This window comes from Streptomyces sp. AM25 (assembly GCF_058146165.1).
This window is the reverse complement of sequence record NZ_JBKIWN010000043.1, coordinates 1-21,622: the sequence shown is the minus strand read 5'-3', so window position 1 is coordinate 21,622 and position 21,622 is coordinate 1. Positions and strand designations below refer to the sequence as shown.

The following is a 21,622-nucleotide window of genomic DNA, read 5'->3' as shown; positions in this document are numbered from 1 at the left end:
ACCGTGGGCAACACCCCCACCGTCATCCTCGGTCTGTGCTCCTTCACCCACGACTCCTCCTCGGCCCTCCTCGTCGACGGGAAGCTGGTCGGCTTCGTCGAGGAGGAGCGCCTCACCGGGGTGAAACACACTCGCGACTACCCTCACCATGCCGTGGCCTGGCTCCTGGGGGAGGCGGGTCTCAAGCCCGGTCACGTCGACGCCGTCGCGTACAACTTCCGGCCCTCCTGTTACCTTGCCGAAGTTCCCGCGGCCCTGGGCCTGGGCTTGTCGAGCACGGCTCGTTCCCGGGCACTCCCGAGGGCCGCGGGCTTTGCCAAGGTGGCCCTGCGTACCCGGCGACGGGTCCAGTCCCTCGGCCGGCGGTTCTCCTCGGCCCGCGTCATGCCTGTGCTGCACCACCGTGCCCATCAGCTGACGGCCTTTGCGGCTTCAGGGTGGAGTGAGTCCGCCGTCGTGGTGGTGGACAGCCTCGGCGAGCGGCAGACCACGACCATCGCCCACGGCCACCGCGCGGGCCTTCCCACCGTACGCACGCTGGAGGCGCTCTACGATCCAGCCTCGCTGGGCTACGTATACGGAGCAGTCACGGAACACCTGGGCTGGCGGCGCGGCGACGAGGAAGGCACCGTGATGGCGCTCGCCGCCCTCGGTGACCCGACTCGCTTCCGCCGTCTGTTCGCCCGCGCGATCCACATCACTGTCCGGGGCTTCTCCCTGGATGCGGACTACTTCCCACCACGCGTCCTCACGTCCGGCTATGCGCGGACTTCTCGCCGCTTCCTCGACGAGACCTGCCCGGCCCGGCGACCGGACGAACCGCTCCGTGGCGTTCACCGGGACCTGGCCGCAGCGCTGCAGGAACGCACCGAGCAGGTGATGCTCCACCTGGCACGGCGCGCCCGCGCGATCACCGGTTCACGCCGGTTGTGCCTGGGTGGTGGGGTGGCCACGAACTGCGTCGGCGTCGGGCGGATCGTCGAGTCGGGGATCTTCGACGAGGTCTTCGTACCGCCGGCGCCGGGCGATGCCGGCACGGCCATCGGCGCCGCGCTCGCTGTTCACTCCGGCATCGGCAATCGCCGCCCTCTGTCTGGTGTCGCGCGCTCCTGTTACCTCGGGCCGTGCTACCCGGAACCCGATCTCGACCTCACACGATGGCCGGCCCTCCGGCAGAAGGCGCTCGGGGCAGAGGCTGCGGAATTCCTCGCCGAGCAACTTGCCAACGGGTTGATCGTCGGGCTCTTCCAGGGCCGCATAGAAGCCGGTCCCCGGGCACTCGGCAACCGCTCGATCCTGGCCTCCCCCTTGGAACCCAAAGTGGTGGAGCGACTCAACGCCACGGTGAAGTTCCGGGAACCATTCCGGCCGTTCGCCCCGGTCGTCACCGCCGACCGAGCGGCGGAGTTCTTCACGCTCGGCCAGGGCGCGCCGTACATGTCCATGGCCTCTGGAGTGACGGACAACGCCCGCACACACCTACCCACCGTCGTCCACTGCAACGGCACTTCACGCCTGCAGACCGTCGCCAAGAGCCAGAACCCCTTCCTGTACGACGTACTTCAAGCCTTTGACCGCCGCACGGGCGTGCCGGTTCTGATCAACACCTCGCTCAACGTCAAGGGCAAGCCCATCTGCGGAACCCCGGAGATGGCCCTCGACTGTCTGGTCTCCTCCGGACTCGACGCTCTGCTGCTGGAAGGCCGGTGGATCAGCAAATGAAGATCGGATACAGCTTCTGGGGCTTCCTCGGCAACGGGATCACCGACACCCCTGACGGAGGCCGGAGCCACCGCCGGCCGCTGATCGACGCTCTCCTCGCTCACGACCACGAGATCGTTTTCCTACAGGCCAATCGCGATCTTCTCGAAGCGGGGGACGACCTCAGCAACGGATACGCCTTCGACCTGGGTCTCCCTGACATCGACGTGCTGTTCCTCGAATGGCGGTGGCCCATCACCGGGCGGAACACCACCCCGTGCGGCGCCGAAGGCCACACCTGCGATCTTCACCGCCAGGCCGAACTCATCAAGCGGTACACACTGGCTCGTCATACACCCACGGTGATCTGGGACAAAGACCGCCGGCTGCGCGGCGACAGCGTCTGGCGCCGTAAGGAGAGGGTCGCAGTGTGCGAGGCCGCCATTGATCCCACGCCCGGCGCCCACCGCCTGCTGTTCCCTGTCGACGACCAGCTGCTGGACGAGGCGGATCCGGCCGCCCTCGCCGAGACACCGCGCGAGATCGCGTTGGGGTACGTCGGTAATCAATACGACAGGGATGAACAGTTCGACCGATTCTTCGCGCCGGCGGCCGCCTGCTTCCAGCACGAGGTCGGCGGCAAATGGACGGACACCAAGCGGTGGCCGCACGTCTCCTTCCGCGGCCGGATCCCCTTCGAGGACGTCCACCGCCTCTACAGCCACGTCTTGGCCACGGTGCTGCTACTGCCCGATCGGTATGCCGAGGTCGGGCAGGTCACACAACGGATCTTCGAAGCCGTACTCGCGGGGTGCCTGCCGTTGGCCCCGGCCCACATCCGGCACGTCGATCAGTTCGTCCCCGAAGACTTGATCGTGAACACCGGCCCCCAGGTGGTCCAGCGGATCACCGAATTCCAAAAGATCGCGGGCAGCCGCAGGCACGTCCAACTGATCTCGAACTGTCTCGGCCACCTGGAGACCTTCCGGCTCAGCCGCCAGGTGCACGCGCTGGAGACGGTCCTGGACCAGGTCACGGGCGCTGCCGGCCAGCAGCGAGGAGCCGCCTGATGAAGCGCACGGCCTCGGCGCCATCCGTACGGGTTTCGGCGACCGGTCCTTTCACGCACTCGAGCACCTCTAGGGTGGAGCACCATGAGGAAGGTCGCCATCGTCGGCTGCGGAGGCAGCGGCAAGTCGCACGTGGGCCGCGCCCTGGGCAGGATCCTGGACGCTCCGGTGACGCATCTCGACGCCGCGTTCTACGACGACGAGTGGAATCGGCTGCCCATGGAGAAATTCGCCGCAGTGCAGCGCGACCTCGTGGCACAGCCGGCGTGGGTGATCGACGGCAACTACAACTCCACGCTGCAGATCCGGCTCGAAGCCTGCGACACCGTGGTCATGATGGACGTCTCCACGCCGACCGCCCTGTGGGGGATCTTCTCACGCCAGATCCGGCATGGGGCCGGACACAAGGGCAATGGGGTGCACAACCGGATCAACTGGGACGTGATCAAGTACGTGATCACCTATCGGCGCAAGATGCGCCCCCGTGTCTTCTCCAAGATCGAACAGTTCGCCGCCGGACATGCCGACGTCGTGTTCCTGACCGGTCGACGGCAGACGCGACGCTGGCTGCGGGAGACCGCCGCTCGGCAGTCCTGATCCGACCGCACTCCCGACGGGGGTGCGGAGCATGAGGATCAACCCGTTCCTCGACCCCCAGCGGCAGGAGGAGCTCTACGGCCACGCCACCCGGCTGGCCAGCCGCTCCAACGCACTGATGCGGGCCAAAGTCGCCGGCCGCCCGGTGCCCGACACCATCGTCCAGCTGGCCCAAACGCACCGTACTGATCCAGCACGACGACTGGACATCGTGGTCGACATCGGCTGCGGTCGCGGAACCAGCAGCCGGGTTCTGGCCGAACAACTCCTCCCCCACCGCCTTGTCGGCATCGATGCCTCACCCGCCATGATCGCCGAATCGAGGAAACGCGTGGGACGCGTAGCCGACGTTCAAGTCGGCTTTCTCCAGGCGGACTTCCACCATCTGCCGTTACCGGACAGGTCCTGCGATCTGGCCGTCGCCGCCTTCTGTCTCTACCACTCGCCCCGTCCTGCGGAAGCGATCGCGGAGATCGCCCGCATCCTCGCCACCGACGGCTTGGCGGTTCTCGTCACCAAGGCGCTCAACAGCTACAGCTCCATGGATTTCCTGCTAGCCACCGCCGGCCTGGACCCGCGCGCCGATCAGCACGAGAGCCTCTACGTCTCCGCCCACAGCGACAACCTCGCCGAACTCGCCGGTCACCACCTCGATGTGATCGCGACCGAGCACGACGAGCACCTCTTCACTTTCGACGGGCACGATCACGCGGCCGAGTACCTCGCCACCAACCCGAAGTACGACCTGCCTCCGGGCCTGTACCGCAATCCCGGCGCCCTGGCCGCCGCCCTCCACCGACTCATCCCGGACCAGCCGATCAGCACAAGCTCCGTCGTCACCTACGTCGTAACCGGACACCGAGGAGGACGTGCGTGAAGATCGTCTGCTTCACCAAGATCTATAAGAGCCCCGCGCAGACCGCCGCCGCGGCCCGTCACTACGCATGGCTCGCCGACCACGCTCAGCCGCTTCAGCAACCGTCCCTTACGGCGGTCGGCCGGCTGAGCCTGACCTTCGAGAAGATCCACGGCCGCCATGCCGAACCGGGGGACCTTCCGCGGCTGGCGGCCGTACTGGGGGACGCCCACGGAACGGCCTGGGTCAGCGCCCTGCGCCGTGCTCCGGTCAACGTGCCCCACGCTTTCCCCGACGGTACCGAGTTCGCTGAGTACGTTCCGGTCCGCGCAGCAGCCCTGCGTACCAGGCTGAAACAGGGACATTTGCCGGACCGGGCCGCCCTGCACGCCATGCACACGCTCCTCGAGCGCACCGCCGAGGGACCGGCTGCCTTCTACAAGGACAGCAACCCACGGAACTTCCTGATCACCGAGGACGGAACGCTCTTCACCCTCGACCCGGACGACCTCACGCTCGCTCCCTTCGGGTACGACCTGGCCAAGCTGATCACCACGCTGATCATGACCTATGGTCGGCTCGACCGGCCCGTCGTCGACAAGGCGCTGGCCATCTACAACCAAGCCGCCGAGGGCCACGACGCCCGGCTCGGAACCACGACGCGTGAGCGCCTCGACGACTACATCGCTCTGCACGCCGTTCTGACCGCCCCGTACGCCGACCGCCACGGCTACCGCCACCGCCTGCCGATCCGTGCCGCACAACTTCGGGACTGCGCGTGATCACCACGGAACTCGTCTTCGTGCGCCACGGCGAGGCCCACTGCAACGCCGAGGGTGTGGTCGGAGGCCCCGCCACCTGCACCGGTCTCACCAACCTGGGATACGAGCAGGTCGAGCGGGTAGCTGCGCGGCTGGCCGCCGAGCACCGGGTCACGCCCTTCACCACGCTCTACGCCGGACCGCGCATCCGACTGAGGCAGACCGGCGCGATCCTCGGCCAGGTCCTCGACCTGCCTCTGCACATCGAAGCCGGGCTGGACGGCCCGGTCCATGGAGCCGCGGACGGCAAGCCTTGGGCCGAGGTGAAGACCGCCGCTGACGGAGGGCCGCACGCACACCCCGATCAGCCGTGGGCGGAGGACTCGGACACCTGGAACGGCTACCTGCAGCGTGCGGCTGACTTCCTCCGGGAGCTCATCGCCCGGCATGAAGGCGACCGTGTGCTGTTCGCCGCTCACAGCGAAACCGTGATCGCCACGCATACCGTGCTTCTCTCGATCCCTCTGGGGGCGACGGCGGGCTTCACCGTCTCTCACGCCTGCATCACGCGTTGGCAGCATCACCTGAACCGGCTCGGCCAGCGCCGCTGGCTGCTCGACAGGCATAACGACACAGCCCACCTGGCCTCGTCATGGAAGGAGGCGCGCAGGTGATCACGGCCCACGACGATCCACGCATCGAACTCGCCCAAGAGGTGCTCGGCCCCGTGCGCACGGTCGCCGAGCCGGCTCTCCCGCCCCGCCTGCTCCATCTGACCGACGCCGACGGAACCTCCTACTTCGCCAAGCAGCACGACCGGCGGAGCCGGTACGAGCAGGAGGCCTACGCCTACACAACGTGGGGACGCCACGTTCGAGGGCACGCCCCGGAGTTGGTGGCCAAGCGGGACTCCTCATGCACGCTGCTGTTCACCGCCGCTCGCGGTTCCGCTGCGGACGCGCTCGCTCCGGGTTCTGTCGAGGAAGCGCAGGCGCACCACGATGCGGGACTCGTGCTGGGTACCCTTCATCGCGCCACAGCGGGTCCCAGGACCGGTGCGGTGGGAGTCGAGCTGGCGAATCGGCTCCGGTCATGGCTCACGAGGGCCAACGAAGCGGACCTCGTCTCGGCCGCCGAGCGGAGCCACCTGCTCCAGGTTGCGGATCTACTGGCTCGCACCCACATGGACAGCGCGGTCTGCCACCTCGACTACCAACCGAGGAACTGGCTGGTCGGGGAGGACTTTTGGGTCTGCGACTTCGAACATATGCGGCGTGATGCCCGTGTCCGGGACTTCACCCGACTCGAGTTCCATCGTTGGCAGGCCGCGCCCCACCTTCGCGAGGCATTCTTCCACGCGTACGGAACCGCGCTGACGGAGACCGAACAGCGCCTGCTGGAGAGCTTCGGCGCCATCGAGGCCATCACCGCCCTCGTGCGCGGACACGAACGCAAGGATCTCGCGCTGACCGCTCACGGTCGCACCGTCCTGTCCCGCCTGACCTGACCAGCCTCTGACCTCCCCCTGGAGGGTCCCGTGCCAGAAGATCCATTCACGTCAGCCGCACCGCTTCTCCGACGTGCCGTGGTCACCGGGGCAGCCGGATTCATCGGCTCCCATCTCGCCCACGCACTGCTTCGAACCGGCTCGACCGTGATCGGAGTGGACCGCCGCGACCCGGCCACCGACCAGGCCGCGTTCACCAATCTCGCCCAGTTACAGGGCTTCGCCGGGTACTTGCACATCACCTCTGATCTGCTCACCTGCGCGATCGACCCACTCCTCGTCGATGCCGACGTGATCTTCCACTTGGCTGGCGTCCCCGGCGTACGGCCGTCATGGGGAGAGCAGTTCCGCGAGTACGCGAACTCCAACATCACCGCCACGCAACGCCTCCTCGACGCTGCCGCCCGGATGCGTGTGCCCCGGCTGGTCGTGGCGTCCTCTTCGAGCGTCTATGGCCCCACCAACGGCGGGCCGAGCGTCGAGAGCGACCACCTCAGGCCGGCTTCGCCGTACGCGGTCACCAAGTTGGCCGAGGAACAGCTATGTCTCGCCTACGCTGCCCGAGCCGACTGTCCCACCAGCGTGGTCGCCCTGCGGTACTTCACCGTCTACGGCCCGCGCCAACGGGGCGACATGTTCACCCACCGTGCCCTCCATGCCGCGCTCACAGGTGCACCGCTGCGCCTCTACGGGGACGGACACCAGCGTCGCGACTTCACCTACATCGACGATGTGGTGGCTGCCACCCTGGCCGCTGCAGTGGCCTCCGACGGCACCGAGATCGTCAACGTGGGCGGCGGCGCCAACGCCTCGCTGCTCGACGTGATCAACATCGCCCAGAGTCTCGCCGGCCGCGACATCAAGGTCCACGCGGAGAGCGTCCGCAACGGCGACGTCCTGACCACCCGCGCCGACATCCGGCGCGCGGAGGCCGTCCTGGGATGGCGGCCAGCGGTTGAACTGCCTAACGGGATGCGGGCCCAGATGCAATACATGACCCAGCCCGCCTACCGGAGCGTCGCCTGATCGCCGTGCAAAGACGAGGAGTTGCCGTGGAGAGTTCTGAAAGGGCACGGCTGGACGCCTTCTTCCGGCGAGTCACCGCGCAATTCCCGGCCCAGGCCAAGGCCGTCTCGGTCGTCATCACCCACCTGCTGCCCGAACGGCCGGCGTTCCTCCGGGCAATCAACCGGATCAGCACGGTCGCAGCTGTCCTGCCCAAGCCGAAGTCCGTGACACAGCAGGCTCTCTCCGAGGTCCGCCGCGAGTATGCCGTCCACGCTCTCAGCCGGGAGTTGTTCTCCGACTCGGCCAGGGCCTTGGAGTTCATGGAGAACGCCGTACCGGGCCGAGAGCTCGTGCTGCTCGACATCGGCGGGTACTTCGCACCGAGCCTCGGCACCCTGGTGGACAAGTTCTCCGGCCATGTCCTGGGTGTCGTCGAGGACACAGAGAACGGACACCAGCGGTACGAAGCCCTGGACCACCTACCGTGCCCGGTCCTCTCCGTGGCCCGCTCACCGTTGAAGGACTGCGAGGACCACCTCGTCGGCCGATCGATCGTCTTCTCCACCGACGCGTTGGTCCGCGCCCGAGGCGACATCATCACGAGCCGGGATGCCTGCGTCATCGGCTTCGGGAAGGTCGGCCGCGCCATCGCCCAGACCCTGCGCGACCACGACCTGCGCGTCACCGTCTACGACCGCGACCCGGTCAAGCGGGTACAGGCCCGTACTCACGGATTCCGTACGGCCGACTCCCGTACGGAATCAATCCGCGGCGCCGAACTCGTCCTGTGCGCCACAGGCAACCTGGCGCTACAGGAAGGGGACTTCGAAGCTCTCCGCAATGGTGCGTACGTCGCATCCGTGACCTCTTCGGAGGACGAACTAGAACTGGACGCACTGGACGGTCTCTACCAGAGGACGCCAGTCGGTGAGCAGTTGACCCGCTACGAGATGACCGGCCACTACTTCTACGTACTCGCCAACGGCGAGGCCGTCAATTTCGTCCATGGCGCTGCTGTCGGGACGTATATCCACCTCGTTCAAGCCGAGATAATCGCGGCCACGGCCGCACTGAGTAGCGAGACATACAGTTCCGGGCTGCACGAAGTTTCGTCAGCCAACCGGCAGATCATCGCGCAGCTTTGGCTTGATCACTTCGCCAGGTGAACCGTCGTCTCCGACACGACCAAGTACCTCTCAGCGGGCACATCCCGAGCCGACCCTACAAGGGAGGATTCCGTGGCTGCTACCCCGGCAGGACCACACGCCGCGCGTCGCCACATCGCCGTGATTCCCTGCCGCTGGGGCTCTTCGCGATTCCCCGGAAAGCCCCTCGCCCTGCTCGGTGGTATGCCACTGTTGTGGCATGTCCACCAGCGTTGCACGGAGGCACAACGGATCGACGAGGTGGTAGTCGCAACCGATGACGACCGCATCGAGTCCGCCTGCCGACAACTTCGTATCCCATGCGTGATGACCGGCGATCACCGGACCGGGACCGACCGAGTCGCCGAGTGCGCCCAACGCATCGAGGCCGATGCGTACGTCAACGTCCAAGGTGACGAGCCCTTCATCCCGCCCCCCGCGATCGACGCGGTCTCCGAGAGGCTCGAATCCGGTACCACAGTTGTCAATGCATATGCAGCGCTGAACGACGCCGCATCAGTCGTCGACCACAACGTCGTCAAAGTCGTTACCGGCGAGGCTGGGAACGCCCTGATGTTCTCACGCCAGCCGATCCCATACCCGCGGAGTGGGCGTCCTGAATACTCGCGACAGCTTGGGCTCTACGGATTCACACGAGGCAGTCTCGACCTCTTCCGGCAGCTAAGACGGGGGCCCTTGGAGCGCGCCGAAGACATCGAAATGATGCGGTTCATTGAGCACGGGCACACAGTCCAGATGATCCCGGTCGACTACCACGGGACCGCCGTGGATACCCCAGAAGATCTCACGTGGGCGCAGTCCATACTGGCAGGTTCCGATCTCGGGTGTAACCCACCGACTCTGTAGTCCAGTTGAGTCCCTCCTACATCATGTACACGGGCAGAGATTCCAGTCCCCTCATGAGTCGCGTGCGACGCCACCGGAGCTCTTCGACCGTCACTGCGAGGCGCAGTCCGGGGAACCGGGTCAGGAGCGCGTAGAGGGCGATCTCCGCCTCTGCCAGGGCGAGAGGCGCGCCCAGGCAACGGTGGATGCCGTGCCCGAAGGCCAGATGCCCTTGAGTATCACGGTCGGGGTCGGGACGGCCGGGGTCCGGGTACCGTGCCGGATCCCGGTTGGCAGCTCCAGGCGAGATGAGCACAGGGATGCCGGCGGGGATTTCGGTCTCGCCGAGGGTGACTTCGCGCGTGCTGTAGCGGAAGGTGGCGATTCCGACCGGCGAGTCGTAGCGCAGCAGCTCGTCCAGCAGGCTGCTCATCTGGCCGGGGATTCGTACGCGGTCGAGGAGTTCGGGGTGCTGTAGGAGCGCCAGAACGGCGCTGCCGATGAAGTTCGTCTGTGCCGGGTGCGGGTCGGGCGATGTCGCCGTTCGGTTTCAGGCCGCGGTGCTTGGCCCTGACGGCGTCTTTGAGTACCGCCGCTTCCACGGTGGCATTTCCGCGGAGTGTGTCGGCTTCACCGAGCTGGGCCAAGGCGTGTCGGGTGGCCTGCTGGACCCGTCCAGATCGGTATGCCCGCAGGGTGAGAATGCCGTCGTTGATCTCGATGACGCGGCGGTGGAGGAAGAAGTCCGCGTCGTCCTCGGCGACTTCACCGGGGTTGGTGGCGGCAAGGACGATGTCGGGGCTGACCTCGACGAGCTCGCTCCACAGGGGTTCGAGGGCCTTGAAGGAGCGGGTCTCCCAGCGCTTGCGGGCCAGCTGGCTGATGGGCCACGCCAGTGCTGGCAGTGTGAGACGCTGTTGTCGTTCCGATCTTGAGGTGTGTGCGTCGAACGGGAGTCTCGTTCGACGCACACACCTCAAGATCGGAACGACAACAGCGTCTCAGCCTCGCCCCGTAACTCAGCACTCACCTCGGTCGGCATCACCGGCCTGGCTGCTGTTACTCGCGTGGGGGCTCGTTGCCCCCTGTCTGCGCAGGCGTGTCCGGAGCGGGTGGATCAGCTGGCGTCCCGAGCGCTGCGATCCGCTGGCGCAACACTGCCAAGGGACGAGCAGAGGAGCGTTGCCCGAAGGTCGCGAGGAAGACGCTGACGAAGGCTGCGCCGAACACCCAGGAGGCCAAGGCTTCCGACAGCACGTGCAGTTGGAGCAACCCGTAGACGACCACGGAGCTGATACCGAGCCCAAGCACGGTGATGACTGCAAGGCGTCGTCCCTCACACTGGTCCTGGTCGGCCTCGGCAGGCAAGTCGCCTTCGTCAAGTAATTGGGTAATCCGCGGTGCAGCAAGACGGTTGGCGATGGTCAGCGACTGCCTTCCGAGCGTCCGCGCCGCATCCGGGTCGGATAGGAGGCTGCCCTGCGTCGCCCTGAGCGCCGCGTCGACACGGCGTAGATGCCGAGTGATGTTCTGCCTGTGGGCGGGGTGACGTGTGAGTCCCATTCCGTTGCCTGTCGCACGCCACAGCTCTGCGAGAAGCACCTCAAGTTGCTCGTCGAGGCGTTTGAGGAGTGGTGCTTGCTCGTCCCCAGGCGCGCTAAGGAACTCACCACACGTCTCCGCGATGGCAAGTGCTGGAGGGACGGGCCGTTGGGTCCAGGTTGGAGTTTTCCGCGCAATCCTCCTCACGTGCACAGCGATCAGAGCGACAGGCCAGCACATGATCCCAATCCACGCCACGACGATGACGATCGTGAAAGCCAGGACCTCCGCAACGCCGAGCAGTCCGGGTGAGAACGGTATGCGGACAGGCTCAGTTGTCCAGTGACGTTGCGCATAAAGGCTGACGGCCCCTAGCGCTGTCATGTATGCGACTGCTCCCGCGACCTGAACGATGGCCGAGAGGCCGATACGCCACCAAGAGGCGGCACCCACGGCCTTCTGGTATACGCGTGCCAGCATCGCCCAGTCCATGCTGTCCGCGTTGAACTGGTGGACGTGCGCGGCCCTACGGACGTTACGGACTGCCTGGGTACCCAAGCGTTCTGCTCTGGAGCTTAGTGTGGTTGTCGGCCACACCGTCATTAATGCGTTTGAAGTGGCCACCGGAGCTTTCCTAAGAGGAGTTGGGAAGGGGCGCCGAAGCGGCGATGCCCCTTCCGCGTGGTAGCGGAGATTCCGGATCCTCTCGATCGACTACCATGCAGGCTACACAATCACCCGTTCCTGGAAGGTCGTTGGTGGGCTGAGCAGCCTTTCTGCCAGTCAGGCAGGAGAGGGTGCGATCCAGCGGGCCACGATGTGGTCGTAGACGGCCGCTGCTGCGGCGTGCTTGGCCTTGAGCTTGTCGTCGGCGCGACGCCGGATGTACCGAAGGGTGGTCTGGACCGAGGAGTGATCGGCGAACTGGCGGATCTCCTCCACGTCGCTGCCCTGGTCGTACATGTGCATGAGCTTCGACGCCCGCAGCATGTGCGGAGTGACGTCCCGGCCGTCGAGAAGGCCGGCCTTCCTGCCGAGCCGGTTCAGCAGGCGGTCGACAGCGTGCCGGTCCATCGGCTGGTCGCGATCGTCCAGCAGCCTCCCGGCGAAGGCGACGTCACCCAAGGCGCACAACGGGTCGGGCAACGGCCACTCCCTGCCCTTGCCTCCCTTCCTGCGCAGGTCCAACTTCCTCCCGGCGCCGGTGGACTTGAGGTGGTGGAGTCCGGCGTTACAGCACTCGGACACGGGGCCGGCGAGGGTGTAGATGAGGGCCGGAACGAATGCCTGCCGCGGGGTCTCGGCTGCGGCGATGAAGTCCTGGAGCTCGTCGACTTCGAGGATCGGTGTGGCTGTGGTCTGGTCGTTCGGGTCGATCTTGGGCCGGTCGAGGCGGGATATCGGGGAGACGATGCCCGCGCGGAACCGCCAGTTCGTGTATTCGATCAGTGACCCGAGGGCGTCGAGGCGGCGGCTCACCGTCTTCGGCTTGTACCCCTCGGCGGCGGCCCACTGCCGCCACATCGTCAGCACGTCCGGGGTGACGGCCTCGACGTAGAACGGCTCCATGCCGCACAACTCCTTGATGATGAAGGCCCATTGGCGGATGTCGTCGGCATAGTTCCTCTTCGTCTCCAGCGAGGCGAGCTGTTCAGAGGCCAGCCACGGCACCACGTAGGAGAAGGTCTGCCGGTCGCACTGCTCGTGCAGCAGCTCCAGCCGCCACCGTCTCTCCCCCAGCTGGCGCGTGAGGCGGTCGCGGGGTGCGACGGTGCCGAGGAGGTACAGGACGGCCTGCTCGGCCATGCCGGAGGCGAGGGTGAGTTCGCCTGCGGGGCGGCGGTCGAGGAGAACGGTCACCGGATCACCCTACGGGCGGCCGACCAGACCGTTGTTCCGAATCCTGCGGCGATCACCTTCCGGTGAGCGCATAGGAAACGCTATGCGCTCACCGGAGAAGGCCCCCTACGGCCGCCAGCGCCTCCCAGCCAGGGACCACTGGGACCTCGATGTCGGGGGCAGCTGATGATTTCGTTCGTGTCATTGTGTGTGCAGGCAGTCTGCTTCTTCGTAGGCGTGGGCCAGGCGGCCGAAGCCACGCTCCAATACTTCGTCGACCGCGACCCGTACCGCTTCAGCAGGGTCGCCGACGGCCAAGCGTTCGTGCATGACGTCGAGTGTGGCGTTCGCGGCGGCTGTGGCCAGCGCGGCGAACAGCGCCGCCTCCCCCGCCGTCGATGCGGTCGCCTTGTCCGTCGGTGTCAGGGCGCGTTCCAGCGTCACGCGGCGTTCGCGTTCGAGTGCGCCGTACGCCTGCATCAGGGCGGGGCTGTCGAGCAAGATGCGTGCGAAGGTGCGGGACTGCTCGATCACCCCGGCCTCAAGGACCCGGCCGATCGCCCGCCGAAAGAACTCCTCCAGCCGCCCGAGCAGGTCCGTGATGCCGTCGGCCGCCTCCACCGCTTCGGCGATCCCGTCGGCGAATTCGTCGCGGCGGCTGAAGAAGACCGCCTCCTTCGTCGCGTAGTGCGCGTAAAGGGTGGCCGGGGCGACGTCGGCCGCGGCGGCGACCTCAGCCAGCCGTACCGCTTCGAAGCCGCGCTCCGCGAACAGCCGGAAGGCGGCCTCTGCGATCGCGCGACGCGTGCGCTCACGCTTGGGCAGACGGGCGGCAGCAGTGGGCTGACCTGCGGTGTTGGAGGACGTCATGCCCATTAGCGTACCCCTCACACACCCGGAACTAGAGAAACTCCATTTCTGGAGCTACTCTGATTCTTGTTCGGCGACTCCTAGCCGGACCCCGGGACACCAGGGCGACGGCACCGCACGCCCGGACGCCACCCCGCCCCTTCTTTGCTGCCGGTCCGCACTGCGGACCGCCTTCACGAACGGATGAACACGCCGCCATGGCCAACGAGTTGAACCACATCATCGTCCACTGCAAGGACCGTCGCGCCACCGCCGCGTTCCTCGCCGACTTGATGGGTGTCGCTGCCCCTGTGGACTGGGCCCGTTTCACGCAGGTGACGACCTCCAACCAGGTCGGCCTTGACTTCGCCGACGACCTCGTCCCCCACGACCAGGTCAACCTCTCCCACCTCGCCTTCCTCATCACCGACACCGAGTTCGACACCGTCCTCGACCGCCTCAAGACCGCCGGCCACCCGTACTGGGCCGACCCGGCGATGAGCCGCGAAGGCGAGATCAACCACGACTACGACGGCCGCGGCCTTTATCTCCTCGACCCCGGCAGCACCGTGAGCATCGAGTTCATGACCACCCCCTACGGCGATGTCCCCACCCACCGCCCCACTGTCGATTCCCGCACCTGAGACCCATGCCACCCGCCTGCCGCCGCCCAGACCGGTGGCGTCACCGCTGCAGCGTCCGTCTCCGGTTCGGCAGGGCCAGGGCGGCGCACAGGCGGGAACGGCACCACCACGCAATGCGCCACCGCGGCATCCGCAGCCTGGGCAGTGTCCATACCCGCTACGCCCGGCTCGACAACGGGGAGGGCCTGCGGGTCTTCGATCCGCTGTTGTAGTTCCTCCTGCTGGCCAGTGATACAGCGGGCGTAGACGGCGAGCAGGACCGGGACGGAGTTGCCAGCCCATGCCGCGACCTGGGCCGGCGGTACGCCGTTGTTGAGCCAGGTCGTCAGGCACGTGTGGCGCAGGTCGTACACGCGCTTGCCGACCGGCGAGTTGTATTCGCGCTCCTCCAGCACGGCCTGGCGGGCCTTGGCCCAGGTGCGGCGGAAGACCGAGCCCGAGAGGATGCCGCCCTTCTGCCCGCGGAAGAGCCAGTCGGCCGGTGCGAGGCCGTCGGTCTCGATGAGGGCGCGCAGGATGATCACGAGCGCGGGGTGAATCGGGACCACGCGGGAGTCGCCTTCCGCGCGGCCCTTGAGACGGCGTTGTTCGTGGATGTCGCCGGTGTCGGTCCAGTTGCTCCCGACCTCCGGCCGGGCGGTGTGGACGTGGAATTCGCCCCAGCCGTGCTCGGGGAGCACGACGTCGCACACCCGCAGGGCGACGGCTTCCTCGGGGCGCAGGCCGGCGTAGTAGAGGGTGGCGAAGAAGGCGTAGTAGCACCGGCCTGCGTGCGGTCGTTCCCTGATCCAGGCGAGCAGCAGCGCGACCTGCCGTGGGCTGAGGAGGTGCCGCTTGTCGAGGGCTCGCGCCGTCGTGTAAACGGTCGTCGCGCCCCGTCCCTTCGGGAGGGGGTTCGCCCGTAGTACCCCGCGTTTGACCGCGTGCTCGACGACGCGGTTGGCGATGCTGCGGTAGCGCAGGGCGGAGCTGGCTGCCGCGGGCTGGCCGTCGAGAAGGGTTGCCAGGGCCTGCAGGACGGTCTCGACGGTGTCCTCGTCCTCCCAGGCATCCATGGACCGTGTATTGCGCCGGACCCAGGCAAGAATGACACGGATATCACCGTGCGCCTGCGGCCGGCGGACGGCGTTAAAAGCCCATTCGCGCAGTGCGCTGCGGACCTGCACCGGGTCGAATTCGCCGGGCAGCGGTGCGCGCAGCAGCGCGAGGGTCACCGTGGTCAGCGCCTTGGCGACGTTCTTGCGGTCATTGGCCGAGGTACGTTTCCAGTTCTGGTCGACGAACTCGGTGGCGAAGTCGTACCAGTTGACCGTCCGTGCGGCGGAGGCGACGGACGGCGGGACCCCCGTCCGGCGGCTGAACGCTTCTCCCTTCCGCTGGGCGATCAGAAGCTGCGCCCGGCGGGCATCAGCAAGCGCCTTTCGCGCGTAAGTCCGGCTGAAGTTCTCACCGCCGACGACCCAACGGACTGTGTACGAGCGTCCCTTGACCCGTTTGTTGACCTGGATGCCGTGGATCCGGACGTCGACGGACGTGCTCACCATCGCCCGGACTCACAGTCGCTCAGCCAGTTCTCGAAGTCAGCGCGCCGGACACGCAGTGCACCGTTCGGCAGTCGTACGCACAAGGGGGCCCTCCCCTTGGCCCGCCAGTCGTGAAAGGCCGACGGTGCGACCTTCAGTTCCGCGCAGATTTCGCGCACTGTCAGCAGGTCTCGCATGCTGCGCCTCATTGCCTGGCCTCCGTGCGGCCGAAGGTGAGGGCGGACAGGGCGGTGGGGGGCATGGCGTACAGGGCGGCGACCGCACCGAGCCATTCGGCCTCGGCGTGAAGGGTCGGCTTGCGGTCGTGCGTGCCGGGCGGGAGGGGTGCGGGGTCTGCGGGCCGACGCTCCACGCGGTGGGCGGCGACGGCGTCCTGGAGGACGACTGCCTCCGTGAACGCCTGGTCGTATCCCCGGTCGAGTGCGTCGTTGTCGAGTTCCAGGCGGTCGGCGGCGCGCTGCGCGAGGGCCTGCATCTCCAGACTCCGGTAGGGACGCAGGGCCAGTACGGCGTCGTTGATCTCGATGACGCGGCGGTACAGCAGGAAGTCGGCACCGATACCGGCGTCGTCCGTGAGAAGGACGAGGTCGGGGCGGTCGGCGGTGAGTGCGGCCCACAGGGGAGTCAGCTGCCGGAGCATGCGGTTCTCCCATTCCGCCCGTTCCCGCTGGGACCGTGCTCTTGCTCGCCCGGCCCGGGCGCCGTGCGGGGACCGGGTACTGGCCGGACCCGGTGTTGCGGAGGCGAGGAGGCCGGCGATTGCCGCTCCCGGGCAGGGCAAGCGCGCAGGAGTGTGCCACTCGGACCCGCTGTGACGGCAGCGGGACGGAGCGGAAGGCAGTTCTTCGCCCTGGTGGATCCGCTGGCGGATGACAGTGGCCATCATCTCGGCCTCGCGCTCGCAGGCGGTGGTGTAGTGAATGCGGCCGGACATCCGCCGGGCCAGGACCGGGTTGAGGCGGAAGTATCCGCCGGCGCTGGGCGTGAGGGTGCTGGGGTGCCCGCACAGGATGTGGCTGAGCTCGTGGGCCAGGATGTGCAGCCGGTGCACCGGGGAATTGCCCCGTTCGAAAAAGACGATTTCCGCTTGGGGGGTCTCCACCCGCATGCCGCAGGGCAGGCCCTCGTCCCTCGCGGCGCCCTGCGGCTGCAGCTCGATGCGTTTGCCGCGCCGGCGGGCGACGGCCTCGCGCAGCTGCCACATGCCGTAGGGGGACGGCAGGTTCAGGCTGTCGAGCCGGTCCTGGCACGCGGCCAGAAGCTCGCGGTCGTGCATGATCATTCTCGGTTCTCTGTACGGGATATTGACCGCCGCAATGGCCGGGCCCTGGGGGCAGGCCGCCCAGGGCCGATAGCCGACGTTCCTGGGACGGCACGGGGCCGAGCCGTGCCGACTACCGCTTTCAGGCACCTGCACATCTGCGGCGAATTCACCCGGAGCGCGTTGTTGCAAATCCGGTCTCCAGGCACTGACAGCAACGTTGGGTCAGCGCAGGGATTTCACAGTGTGACGCAACGAAATCGATGCTCGGAGTAGCGATTTCCGGACGATAGATCACCATTGAAGGGTTTACTGGGAAAAACACGCAGGTCAGCATCCATTTCACCGAGCGCAGCGATCCGCGTCACTATGGAAAAGAGATAGCGCGTACCCCGGGAGGAGGTGGCCCGTAATGACTGGGAGCATGAAGCGAGAGGACGCCGTACAGGGCGAGAAGAATGTGCTGGCCGAGCTGATGACGCACTGGCGCAGGCGCATCAGGGCGCGCGATTTCAAGCGCATGCGAGCCCGCCCCGACCGGAAGTTTTCCTGGCCAACCCAGAAGGAAGTCGCTCTTCATTCCGGATGCAGCATCGCCTGGTACAGGAACCTGGAGACCGGGATGCGCCTCGGTTATTCGGACCGGGTTCTGGAAGGGGTGGCCGCCTCGCTGCGGCTGAACGAATGCGAGCGCGAGGTCATGTACAGGGAGGCCGTCGGCAGGTTTCCCCCGCCGCGCCGGCCGGGGCCCGTCGTGATCGACGAGTACTGGACGCAGGTGCTGGCCCAGGTGCGGTGCCCGGCCTACGTGATCAACCATCACTACGAGGTCGTGGCGCAGAACTCGCTCGGACTGCAGCCGCCCTGGGACGCCTTCGGGACGTTCCCGATGCGGTGGATCCTGCTGGCGCCGGAGGCCCGCCACCTTCTCGTCGACTGGTGGGAGGACTGGGCACCGCCGACCGTGGCACAGGTCAAGGCCGCCCTGTCAGCCCACCCGTACTGCGAGCACCTGAAGGAGCTGCACCGGGAGTTCGTCTCCCGCGGCCCGAAGGAGCGGGCGCTGTGGAACCGCAAGGAGCTGCTCCAGTGGGCCCCCGACGGACCGGCCATGCGCGTGCGCCTTCCGGGCGGCCAGGGAGAAGTGGCCGTGGTGTTCGCGACCCTGACGTCGGTGCGTGACCCTCACCTGCGTCTGATCACTCTCACCCCCCGGCCGGCATCGTCTACCGGCTGAGGTCGATGCCGCTCTCCGGCACTCCCGGGGTCAGCCCTTCAAGGGCGCGGGCGCCGTCGATGACCTGGGTGATCGTGGCGAGGCTGGCCGGAGACAGGCCGCAGGCTCGCAGGGCGAGCTGCAGGACCTCCGGGTCGCGCATCAGCGCCGTCAAGGCGATCTCGCCCTGCGCCCGCCTCTGCGCCTCGGGGCTGAAGAAGTAGCCGGGCTCGACGCCGAAGAAATCGATGATGCCGCGGAGCGTGGTCCAGCTGGGGTTCTTCTTCTGGCCGGTGCGCAGCTGCACCAGGGCGCTGGCGGAGATGCCCTTGCCGTCGGGGCCAGCGGCGGCGGTGATGCCCTCGGCCACCTCGGCGTAGGTGTAGGGGCCGCGGCCGGGCGGGTGGACGTTCTTGAACAGGTGGTCCAGGAGCTCCGCGAATACAGGTTCCTCGTCGCCGTGCATGCGGACACCTTCCTGTCTGCCATAACGATCACACCTTACTCCGGGGTGTATGAAGACCGCAGATCGGGCTTACACGATGGTTAGCGATCAGCATGCACGCCGGTGTAGGGTCACAGCCTCTTCGCGGTTACCACGGTGACATCCAGGGCGCTGGACGTGTGCGCGGCAGCCACATATGGTTCAGGTCCCCGCGGGCCCCTGGCCAGCGGGAACGGCCCTGTCAGTGGCCGTGGACAAAAGAAAACCGGCGCCGGGAGCTGTAACTCCCAGGCGCCGGACGGACCTCCTGCCCCGGCAAGGGCGTGGAGGTCAGCAACCAGAGCCAGGCCCGGACTCTTCTTGACACGAGAACCCCCGGACCGGCTCCACTCGAAGGAGCGACGTTACATGTCCCCCGCCCTGCGGGCAATGCAGCCTGCCCTCCACCCGCCCGCAGTCAGCGCGCGGGCCCGGCGGCTCGCCGACCGGCTCTCGCAGATGGTTCCCGCAGCCGCCCGGATCCAGGTCCACGCCGGCCCCGGTGCGGCCGACTGGGCGCTGATGTCCCGCCGCCTGCACGCCCGCGCCTTCGACGCCGCCGGACAGCCGGTCCCCATGCCCCGCGTCCAGGCGATGACGTGTGCCCGGTGGATCATCCGCACCCACCCCGAAGCCGCCTGGTCCCGCCCGCACAGCTTCGACCTGCGCACCGCTCACCTCACCGTGGACGGGGGACGCTGACCATGGCGCGGATCCGCACCATCAAACCGGAGAGCTTCACCTCCGAGTCCCTCTCCAGGGTGTCCCTGACCGCCGAGCGGACGTTCAAGGGCCTGATCAACCACGCGGACGACACCGGACGCTCCCGGGGCAACCCGAATTTCCTGTACGGCCAGCTGTGGACCACCCGTACGGAAAGCAGCCCCGAGGGCGTCGCCGACGACCTCCGTCAGCTCGCCGAGAACGACCTGATCTGCCGCTACCAGGGGTGCGACGGCGCCGACTACGTACACATCATCACCTGGACCAAGCACCAGAAGATCGACCGGCCCTCCCCCTCGCGCCTGCCGGTATGCCCCGTGCACCACGCCGACCACCGCTGCGGCAGGTGCCAGGAAACCTGCGCCCTCACCCCGCGGTCCGCTTCCCCGGTCGCGTCCTCACCCGAGGCCGACATCGCGGGCCCGACGACGGCACCGCGCGCCCTCGCCGAGGACTCGGCGGGCACTCCGCGAGGACTCGACGAACCCTCGACGCGTCCTCACCGAGACCTCCCACACCCCTCGAACGCCCCCGCAGCCACCCCCGCACCGACACCCGGGACCGCCCCGTCGCCGACGGATGCCACCCTGGCCGCATCCGGACAGCCCACCGGCGCAACCGCTGAGACAATCGGTGAAACCGCAGGTCAAAGGGGATTCGCCGAGGACTCGGCGCATCCTCGTCGAGGGCTCGACGAGGATGCAGCGTCTGGATCCAGGATCAGGGATCCTGGATCTGTCCCTACGGGGCGCCCCGCGCCCGCCCCGGACACCGTCTCGGCCAAGGCCCTGGTCGGCGAGTACGTCGCCGCGTGCTCCAGCCGTCCCCCGGCTAAGGTGCTGGGGCATCTCGGGCGGGAGATCAACACCCTGATCGCCGAGGGCATCACCGCCGAGCACCTGCGGCCCGCCCTGGAGCTGCTGCGCACCAAGGGCGCGCACCCGAGCGTGCTGCCGAGCATGGTCAACCAGGTCATGAACGCCACCCCGGCACCCTGGCCGCGGCCCGGCGGCGGGTACCAGCCGTGGACCAACCCCACCGACGCCTCCGCCTACCACGAGGCCCTGTGATGACCACTCACCACCACGACCCCGCACCGCTGTCGGCCGCGGCGTGCACGGACCGCTTCGAGCGGATCTTCGCCGAGCGCGGCATGCCCCCGCACGGCACCGCCCTCGACGACGCCCCCGAGCCGCCCCCGGCCCTGGCCAACGCGCAGGCCCGGATCCCCCGCCTGTACCGGCAGGCCGAAACCGGCCACCCGCAGGTCACCGCCTGGGTGGACGCCGTCGCCGCCCGGGCCGAGGCACCGAATCTGCGGGCCCGCCCGCAGGTCACGCACGGCCCGTCGCTGCTGCTGGTCGGCCCCACTGGACGGGGCAAGACGCACGCCGCCTACGCCGCGATCCGGGCGCTGACCGGCGCCGGCCTGGACGTGCGCTGGCAGGCCACGACCGCCGCCGACCTCTACGCCGACCTGCGCCCGCGCCCCGGCGCCGACCCGGAATCGCTGCTGCGCGCCCTGATCCGCGTCCCGGTCCTGCTCCTGGACGACCTCGGCGCCGCCAAGAATTCGGAGTGGACCGAGGAGATCACCTACCGGCTGATCAACCAGCGCAGCGTCCACCAGCGCCCGACCCTGATCACCAGCAACCTGCCCGTCCGCGATCTTCGGGAGCGGCTGGGCGACCGCGTCGCCTCCCGCATCAGCGGCATGTGTACCCGCATCGTCCTCGACGAAGGCCCCGACCGACGGCGCGAAGCCCGCGCGGCCTAGCCCCCGTCCAGCGCCACCACGCTTCCCTTTTGCCACCCGCCCCGGGCGTCACCGTACGCACGCCCCTGGGCTCACCGGAGTACCAGCATGCACAACCCTGAGCCGCGCCGCTTCCGGCGCCTGGGCGACCCGTCCTGGCGCCAGAGCGCCGCCTGCCGCACCCTCGACCCCACCACCGCGGACCGCTTGTTCTTCGACCCCTTCGACGCAGACGACGTCGGTGATGTGGGCGCTCATGGAATTGACCCGGGG

General features: G+C 67.8%; 21 protein-coding genes and 2 pseudogenes. 15 read left to right on the top strand and 8 right to left on the bottom strand.

Annotated features, from left to right (window positions below):
- The first annotated feature begins 3 nt into the window (after positions 1-3).
- The 10 genes from ACLHRZ_RS33645 to ACLHRZ_RS33600 all read left to right on the top strand — a co-directional run bounded on the left by ACLHRZ_RS33645 (position 4) and on the right by ACLHRZ_RS33600 (position 9,512).
- Positions 4-1,722 carry a carbamoyltransferase family protein gene (locus ACLHRZ_RS33645; protein WP_490422407.1) on the top strand — a complete coding sequence of 573 codons (1,719 nt, stop codon included), beginning with the start codon at positions 4-6 and terminating at the stop codon, positions 1,720-1,722.
- Positions 1,719-2,771 carry a glycosyltransferase family protein gene (locus ACLHRZ_RS33640; RefSeq protein ID WP_490422406.1) on the top strand — a complete coding sequence of 351 codons (1,053 nt, stop codon included), beginning with the start codon at positions 1,719-1,721 and terminating at the stop codon, positions 2,769-2,771. The genes ACLHRZ_RS33645 and ACLHRZ_RS33640 overlap by 4 nt, the downstream gene beginning before the upstream one ends.
- 84 nt (positions 2,772-2,855) lie before the next feature.
- Entirely contained in the window at positions 2,856-3,368 is a 513-nt protein-coding gene (locus tag ACLHRZ_RS33635) for a P-loop NTPase family protein (RefSeq protein ID WP_490422405.1), read from the top strand.
- Positions 3,369-3,399: 31 nt separating this feature from the next.
- Entirely contained in the window at positions 3,400-4,245 is an 846-nt protein-coding gene (locus tag ACLHRZ_RS33630) for a class I SAM-dependent methyltransferase (protein WP_490422404.1), read from the top strand.
- Positions 4,242-5,006 (top strand): phosphotransferase, encoded by a 765-nt coding sequence (locus tag ACLHRZ_RS33625; RefSeq protein WP_490422403.1) that lies wholly within the window; start codon positions 4,242-4,244, stop codon positions 5,004-5,006. Before ACLHRZ_RS33630 ends, ACLHRZ_RS33625 begins: the two co-directional genes overlap by 4 nt.
- A complete protein-coding gene (locus ACLHRZ_RS33620) occupies positions 5,003-5,659 on the top strand; it encodes a histidine phosphatase family protein (protein WP_490422402.1) in 657 nt (218 codons plus the stop codon). The genes ACLHRZ_RS33625 and ACLHRZ_RS33620 overlap by 4 nt, the downstream gene beginning before the upstream one ends.
- Positions 5,656-6,492: an aminoglycoside phosphotransferase gene (locus ACLHRZ_RS33615; protein ID WP_490422401.1), complete on the top strand. Its 837-nt coding sequence runs from the start codon at positions 5,656-5,658 to the stop codon at positions 6,490-6,492. Before ACLHRZ_RS33620 ends, ACLHRZ_RS33615 begins: the two co-directional genes overlap by 4 nt.
- Before the next feature lie 30 nt (positions 6,493-6,522).
- Complete coding sequence (locus ACLHRZ_RS33610) at positions 6,523-7,518, top strand: NAD-dependent epimerase/dehydratase family protein (RefSeq protein WP_490422400.1); 996 nt, start codon at positions 6,523-6,525, stop codon at positions 7,516-7,518.
- 26 nt (positions 7,519-7,544) lie between these two features.
- A complete protein-coding gene (locus ACLHRZ_RS33605; protein ID WP_490422399.1) occupies positions 7,545-8,666 on the top strand; it encodes an adenosylhomocysteinase in 1,122 nt (373 codons plus the stop codon).
- 72 nt (positions 8,667-8,738) lie between these two features.
- Positions 8,739-9,512, top strand: a complete 774-nt coding sequence (locus ACLHRZ_RS33600; RefSeq protein ID WP_490422398.1) for a 3-deoxy-manno-octulosonate cytidylyltransferase — start codon at positions 8,739-8,741, stop codon at positions 9,510-9,512.
- A gap of 16 nt (positions 9,513-9,528) precedes the next feature.
- Here the strand turns inward: ACLHRZ_RS33600 and ACLHRZ_RS33595 are convergent.
- From ACLHRZ_RS33595 to ACLHRZ_RS33575, 5 genes and pseudogenes are all read right to left on the bottom strand, one after another.
- Positions 9,529-10,014, bottom strand: a pseudogene (locus ACLHRZ_RS33595) (cytochrome P450); the annotation flags it as partial.
- Positions 10,015-10,075: 61 nt separating this feature from the next.
- Positions 10,076-10,462: pseudogene (locus ACLHRZ_RS33590) on the bottom strand (DUF6545 domain-containing protein); the annotation flags it as partial.
- An 88-nt stretch (positions 10,463-10,550) separates the two neighbouring features.
- Positions 10,551-11,525, bottom strand: coding sequence for a hypothetical protein (locus tag ACLHRZ_RS33585; RefSeq protein WP_490422397.1), 975 nt, complete (start codon positions 11,523-11,525; stop codon positions 10,551-10,553).
- Between the two features lie 291 nt (positions 11,526-11,816).
- Complete coding sequence (locus ACLHRZ_RS33580) at positions 11,817-12,893, bottom strand: tyrosine-type recombinase/integrase (RefSeq protein WP_490422396.1); 1,077 nt, start codon at positions 12,891-12,893, stop codon at positions 11,817-11,819.
- Positions 12,894-13,073: 180 nt separating this feature from the next.
- A complete protein-coding gene (locus tag ACLHRZ_RS33575) occupies positions 13,074-13,742 on the bottom strand; it encodes a TetR/AcrR family transcriptional regulator (RefSeq protein ID WP_490422395.1) in 669 nt (222 codons plus the stop codon).
- 197 nt (positions 13,743-13,939) lie between these two features.
- On the opposite strand from ACLHRZ_RS33575, the gene ACLHRZ_RS33570 reads away from it, so the two are divergent.
- A complete protein-coding gene (locus tag ACLHRZ_RS33570; protein ID WP_490422394.1) occupies positions 13,940-14,365 on the top strand; it encodes a VOC family protein in 426 nt (141 codons plus the stop codon).
- On the opposite strand, the gene ACLHRZ_RS33565 is transcribed toward ACLHRZ_RS33570, so the two are convergent.
- Together ACLHRZ_RS33565 and ACLHRZ_RS33560 are read right to left on the bottom strand one after the other, a co-directional pair.
- On the bottom strand, positions 14,317-15,909 hold the full coding sequence (locus tag ACLHRZ_RS33565; RefSeq protein ID WP_490422393.1) for a tyrosine-type recombinase/integrase: 1,593 nt from the start codon (positions 15,907-15,909) through the stop codon (positions 14,317-14,319). The two genes, ACLHRZ_RS33570 and ACLHRZ_RS33565, sit on opposite strands and share 49 nt — an antisense overlap.
- A gap of 184 nt (positions 15,910-16,093) precedes the next feature.
- A complete protein-coding gene (locus ACLHRZ_RS33560) occupies positions 16,094-17,191 on the bottom strand; it encodes a DUF6545 domain-containing protein (RefSeq protein WP_490422392.1) in 1,098 nt (365 codons plus the stop codon).
- Positions 17,192-17,594: 403 nt separating this feature from the next.
- On the opposite strand from ACLHRZ_RS33560, the gene ACLHRZ_RS33555 reads away from it, so the two are divergent.
- Positions 17,595-18,407 carry an MmyB family transcriptional regulator gene (locus ACLHRZ_RS33555; RefSeq protein WP_490422391.1) on the top strand — a complete coding sequence of 271 codons (813 nt, stop codon included), beginning with the start codon at positions 17,595-17,597 and terminating at the stop codon, positions 18,405-18,407.
- On the opposite strand, the gene ACLHRZ_RS33550 is transcribed toward ACLHRZ_RS33555, so the two are convergent.
- Positions 18,397-18,852: a Secondary metabolite protein gene (locus tag ACLHRZ_RS33550; protein WP_490422390.1), complete on the bottom strand. Its 456-nt coding sequence runs from the start codon at positions 18,850-18,852 to the stop codon at positions 18,397-18,399. The genes ACLHRZ_RS33555 and ACLHRZ_RS33550 overlap by 11 nt on opposite strands.
- Positions 18,853-19,239: 387 nt before the next feature.
- Between ACLHRZ_RS33550 and ACLHRZ_RS33545 the strand changes: the two genes are divergently transcribed.
- The 3 genes from ACLHRZ_RS33545 to ACLHRZ_RS33535 are packed head-to-tail and all read left to right on the top strand — an operon-like array spanning position 19,240 to position 21,370.
- Positions 19,240-19,572: a transcriptional regulator gene (locus ACLHRZ_RS33545; RefSeq protein WP_490422389.1), complete on the top strand. Its 333-nt coding sequence runs from the start codon at positions 19,240-19,242 to the stop codon at positions 19,570-19,572.
- Between the two features lie 2 nt (positions 19,573-19,574).
- Positions 19,575-20,663, top strand: a complete 1,089-nt coding sequence (locus tag ACLHRZ_RS33540; protein ID WP_490422388.1) for a hypothetical protein — start codon at positions 19,575-19,577, stop codon at positions 20,661-20,663.
- The gene (locus ACLHRZ_RS33535) at positions 20,663-21,370 is read left to right on the top strand and encodes an ATP-binding protein (RefSeq protein WP_490422387.1); all 708 of its coding nucleotides are present in this window, start codon (positions 20,663-20,665) and stop codon (positions 21,368-21,370) included. The genes ACLHRZ_RS33540 and ACLHRZ_RS33535 overlap by 1 nt, the downstream gene beginning before the upstream one ends.
- Positions 21,371-21,622: the final 252 nt, after the last annotated feature.

Excerpts from the sequence above, each read along its gene's own strand:
- ACLHRZ_RS33640 (WP_490422406.1), top strand. The coding sequence starts at position 1,719 with ATGAAGATCGGATACAGCTTCTGGGGCTTCCTCGGCAACGGGATCACC.
- ACLHRZ_RS33635 (WP_490422405.1), top strand. The coding sequence starts at position 2,856 with ATGAGGAAGGTCGCCATCGTCGGCTGCGGAGGCAGCGGCAAGTCGCAC.
- ACLHRZ_RS33630 (WP_490422404.1), top strand. The coding sequence starts at position 3,400 with ATGAGGATCAACCCGTTCCTCGACCCCCAGCGGCAGGAGGAGCTCTAC.
- ACLHRZ_RS33585 (WP_490422397.1), bottom strand. The coding sequence starts at position 11,525 with ATGGACTGGGCGATGCTGGCACGCGTATACCAGAAGGCCGTGGGTGCC.
- ACLHRZ_RS33575 (WP_490422395.1), bottom strand. The coding sequence starts at position 13,742 with ATGACGTCCTCCAACACCGCAGGTCAGCCCACTGCTGCCGCCCGTCTG.
- ACLHRZ_RS33570 (WP_490422394.1), top strand. The coding sequence starts at position 13,940 with ATGGCCAACGAGTTGAACCACATCATCGTCCACTGCAAGGACCGTCGC.
- ACLHRZ_RS33565 (WP_490422393.1), bottom strand. The coding sequence starts at position 15,909 with ATGGTGAGCACGTCCGTCGACGTCCGGATCCACGGCATCCAGGTCAAC.
- ACLHRZ_RS33560 (WP_490422392.1), bottom strand. The coding sequence starts at position 17,191 with ATGATCATGCACGACCGCGAGCTTCTGGCCGCGTGCCAGGACCGGCTC.
- ACLHRZ_RS33555 (WP_490422391.1), top strand. The coding sequence starts at position 17,595 with ATGAAGCGAGAGGACGCCGTACAGGGCGAGAAGAATGTGCTGGCCGAG.
- ACLHRZ_RS33550 (WP_490422390.1), bottom strand. The coding sequence starts at position 18,852 with ATGCACGGCGACGAGGAACCTGTATTCGCGGAGCTCCTGGACCACCTG.
- ACLHRZ_RS33545 (WP_490422389.1), top strand. The coding sequence starts at position 19,240 with ATGTCCCCCGCCCTGCGGGCAATGCAGCCTGCCCTCCACCCGCCCGCA.
- ACLHRZ_RS33540 (WP_490422388.1), top strand. The coding sequence starts at position 19,575 with ATGGCGCGGATCCGCACCATCAAACCGGAGAGCTTCACCTCCGAGTCC.
- ACLHRZ_RS33535 (WP_490422387.1), top strand. The coding sequence starts at position 20,663 with ATGACCACTCACCACCACGACCCCGCACCGCTGTCGGCCGCGGCGTGC.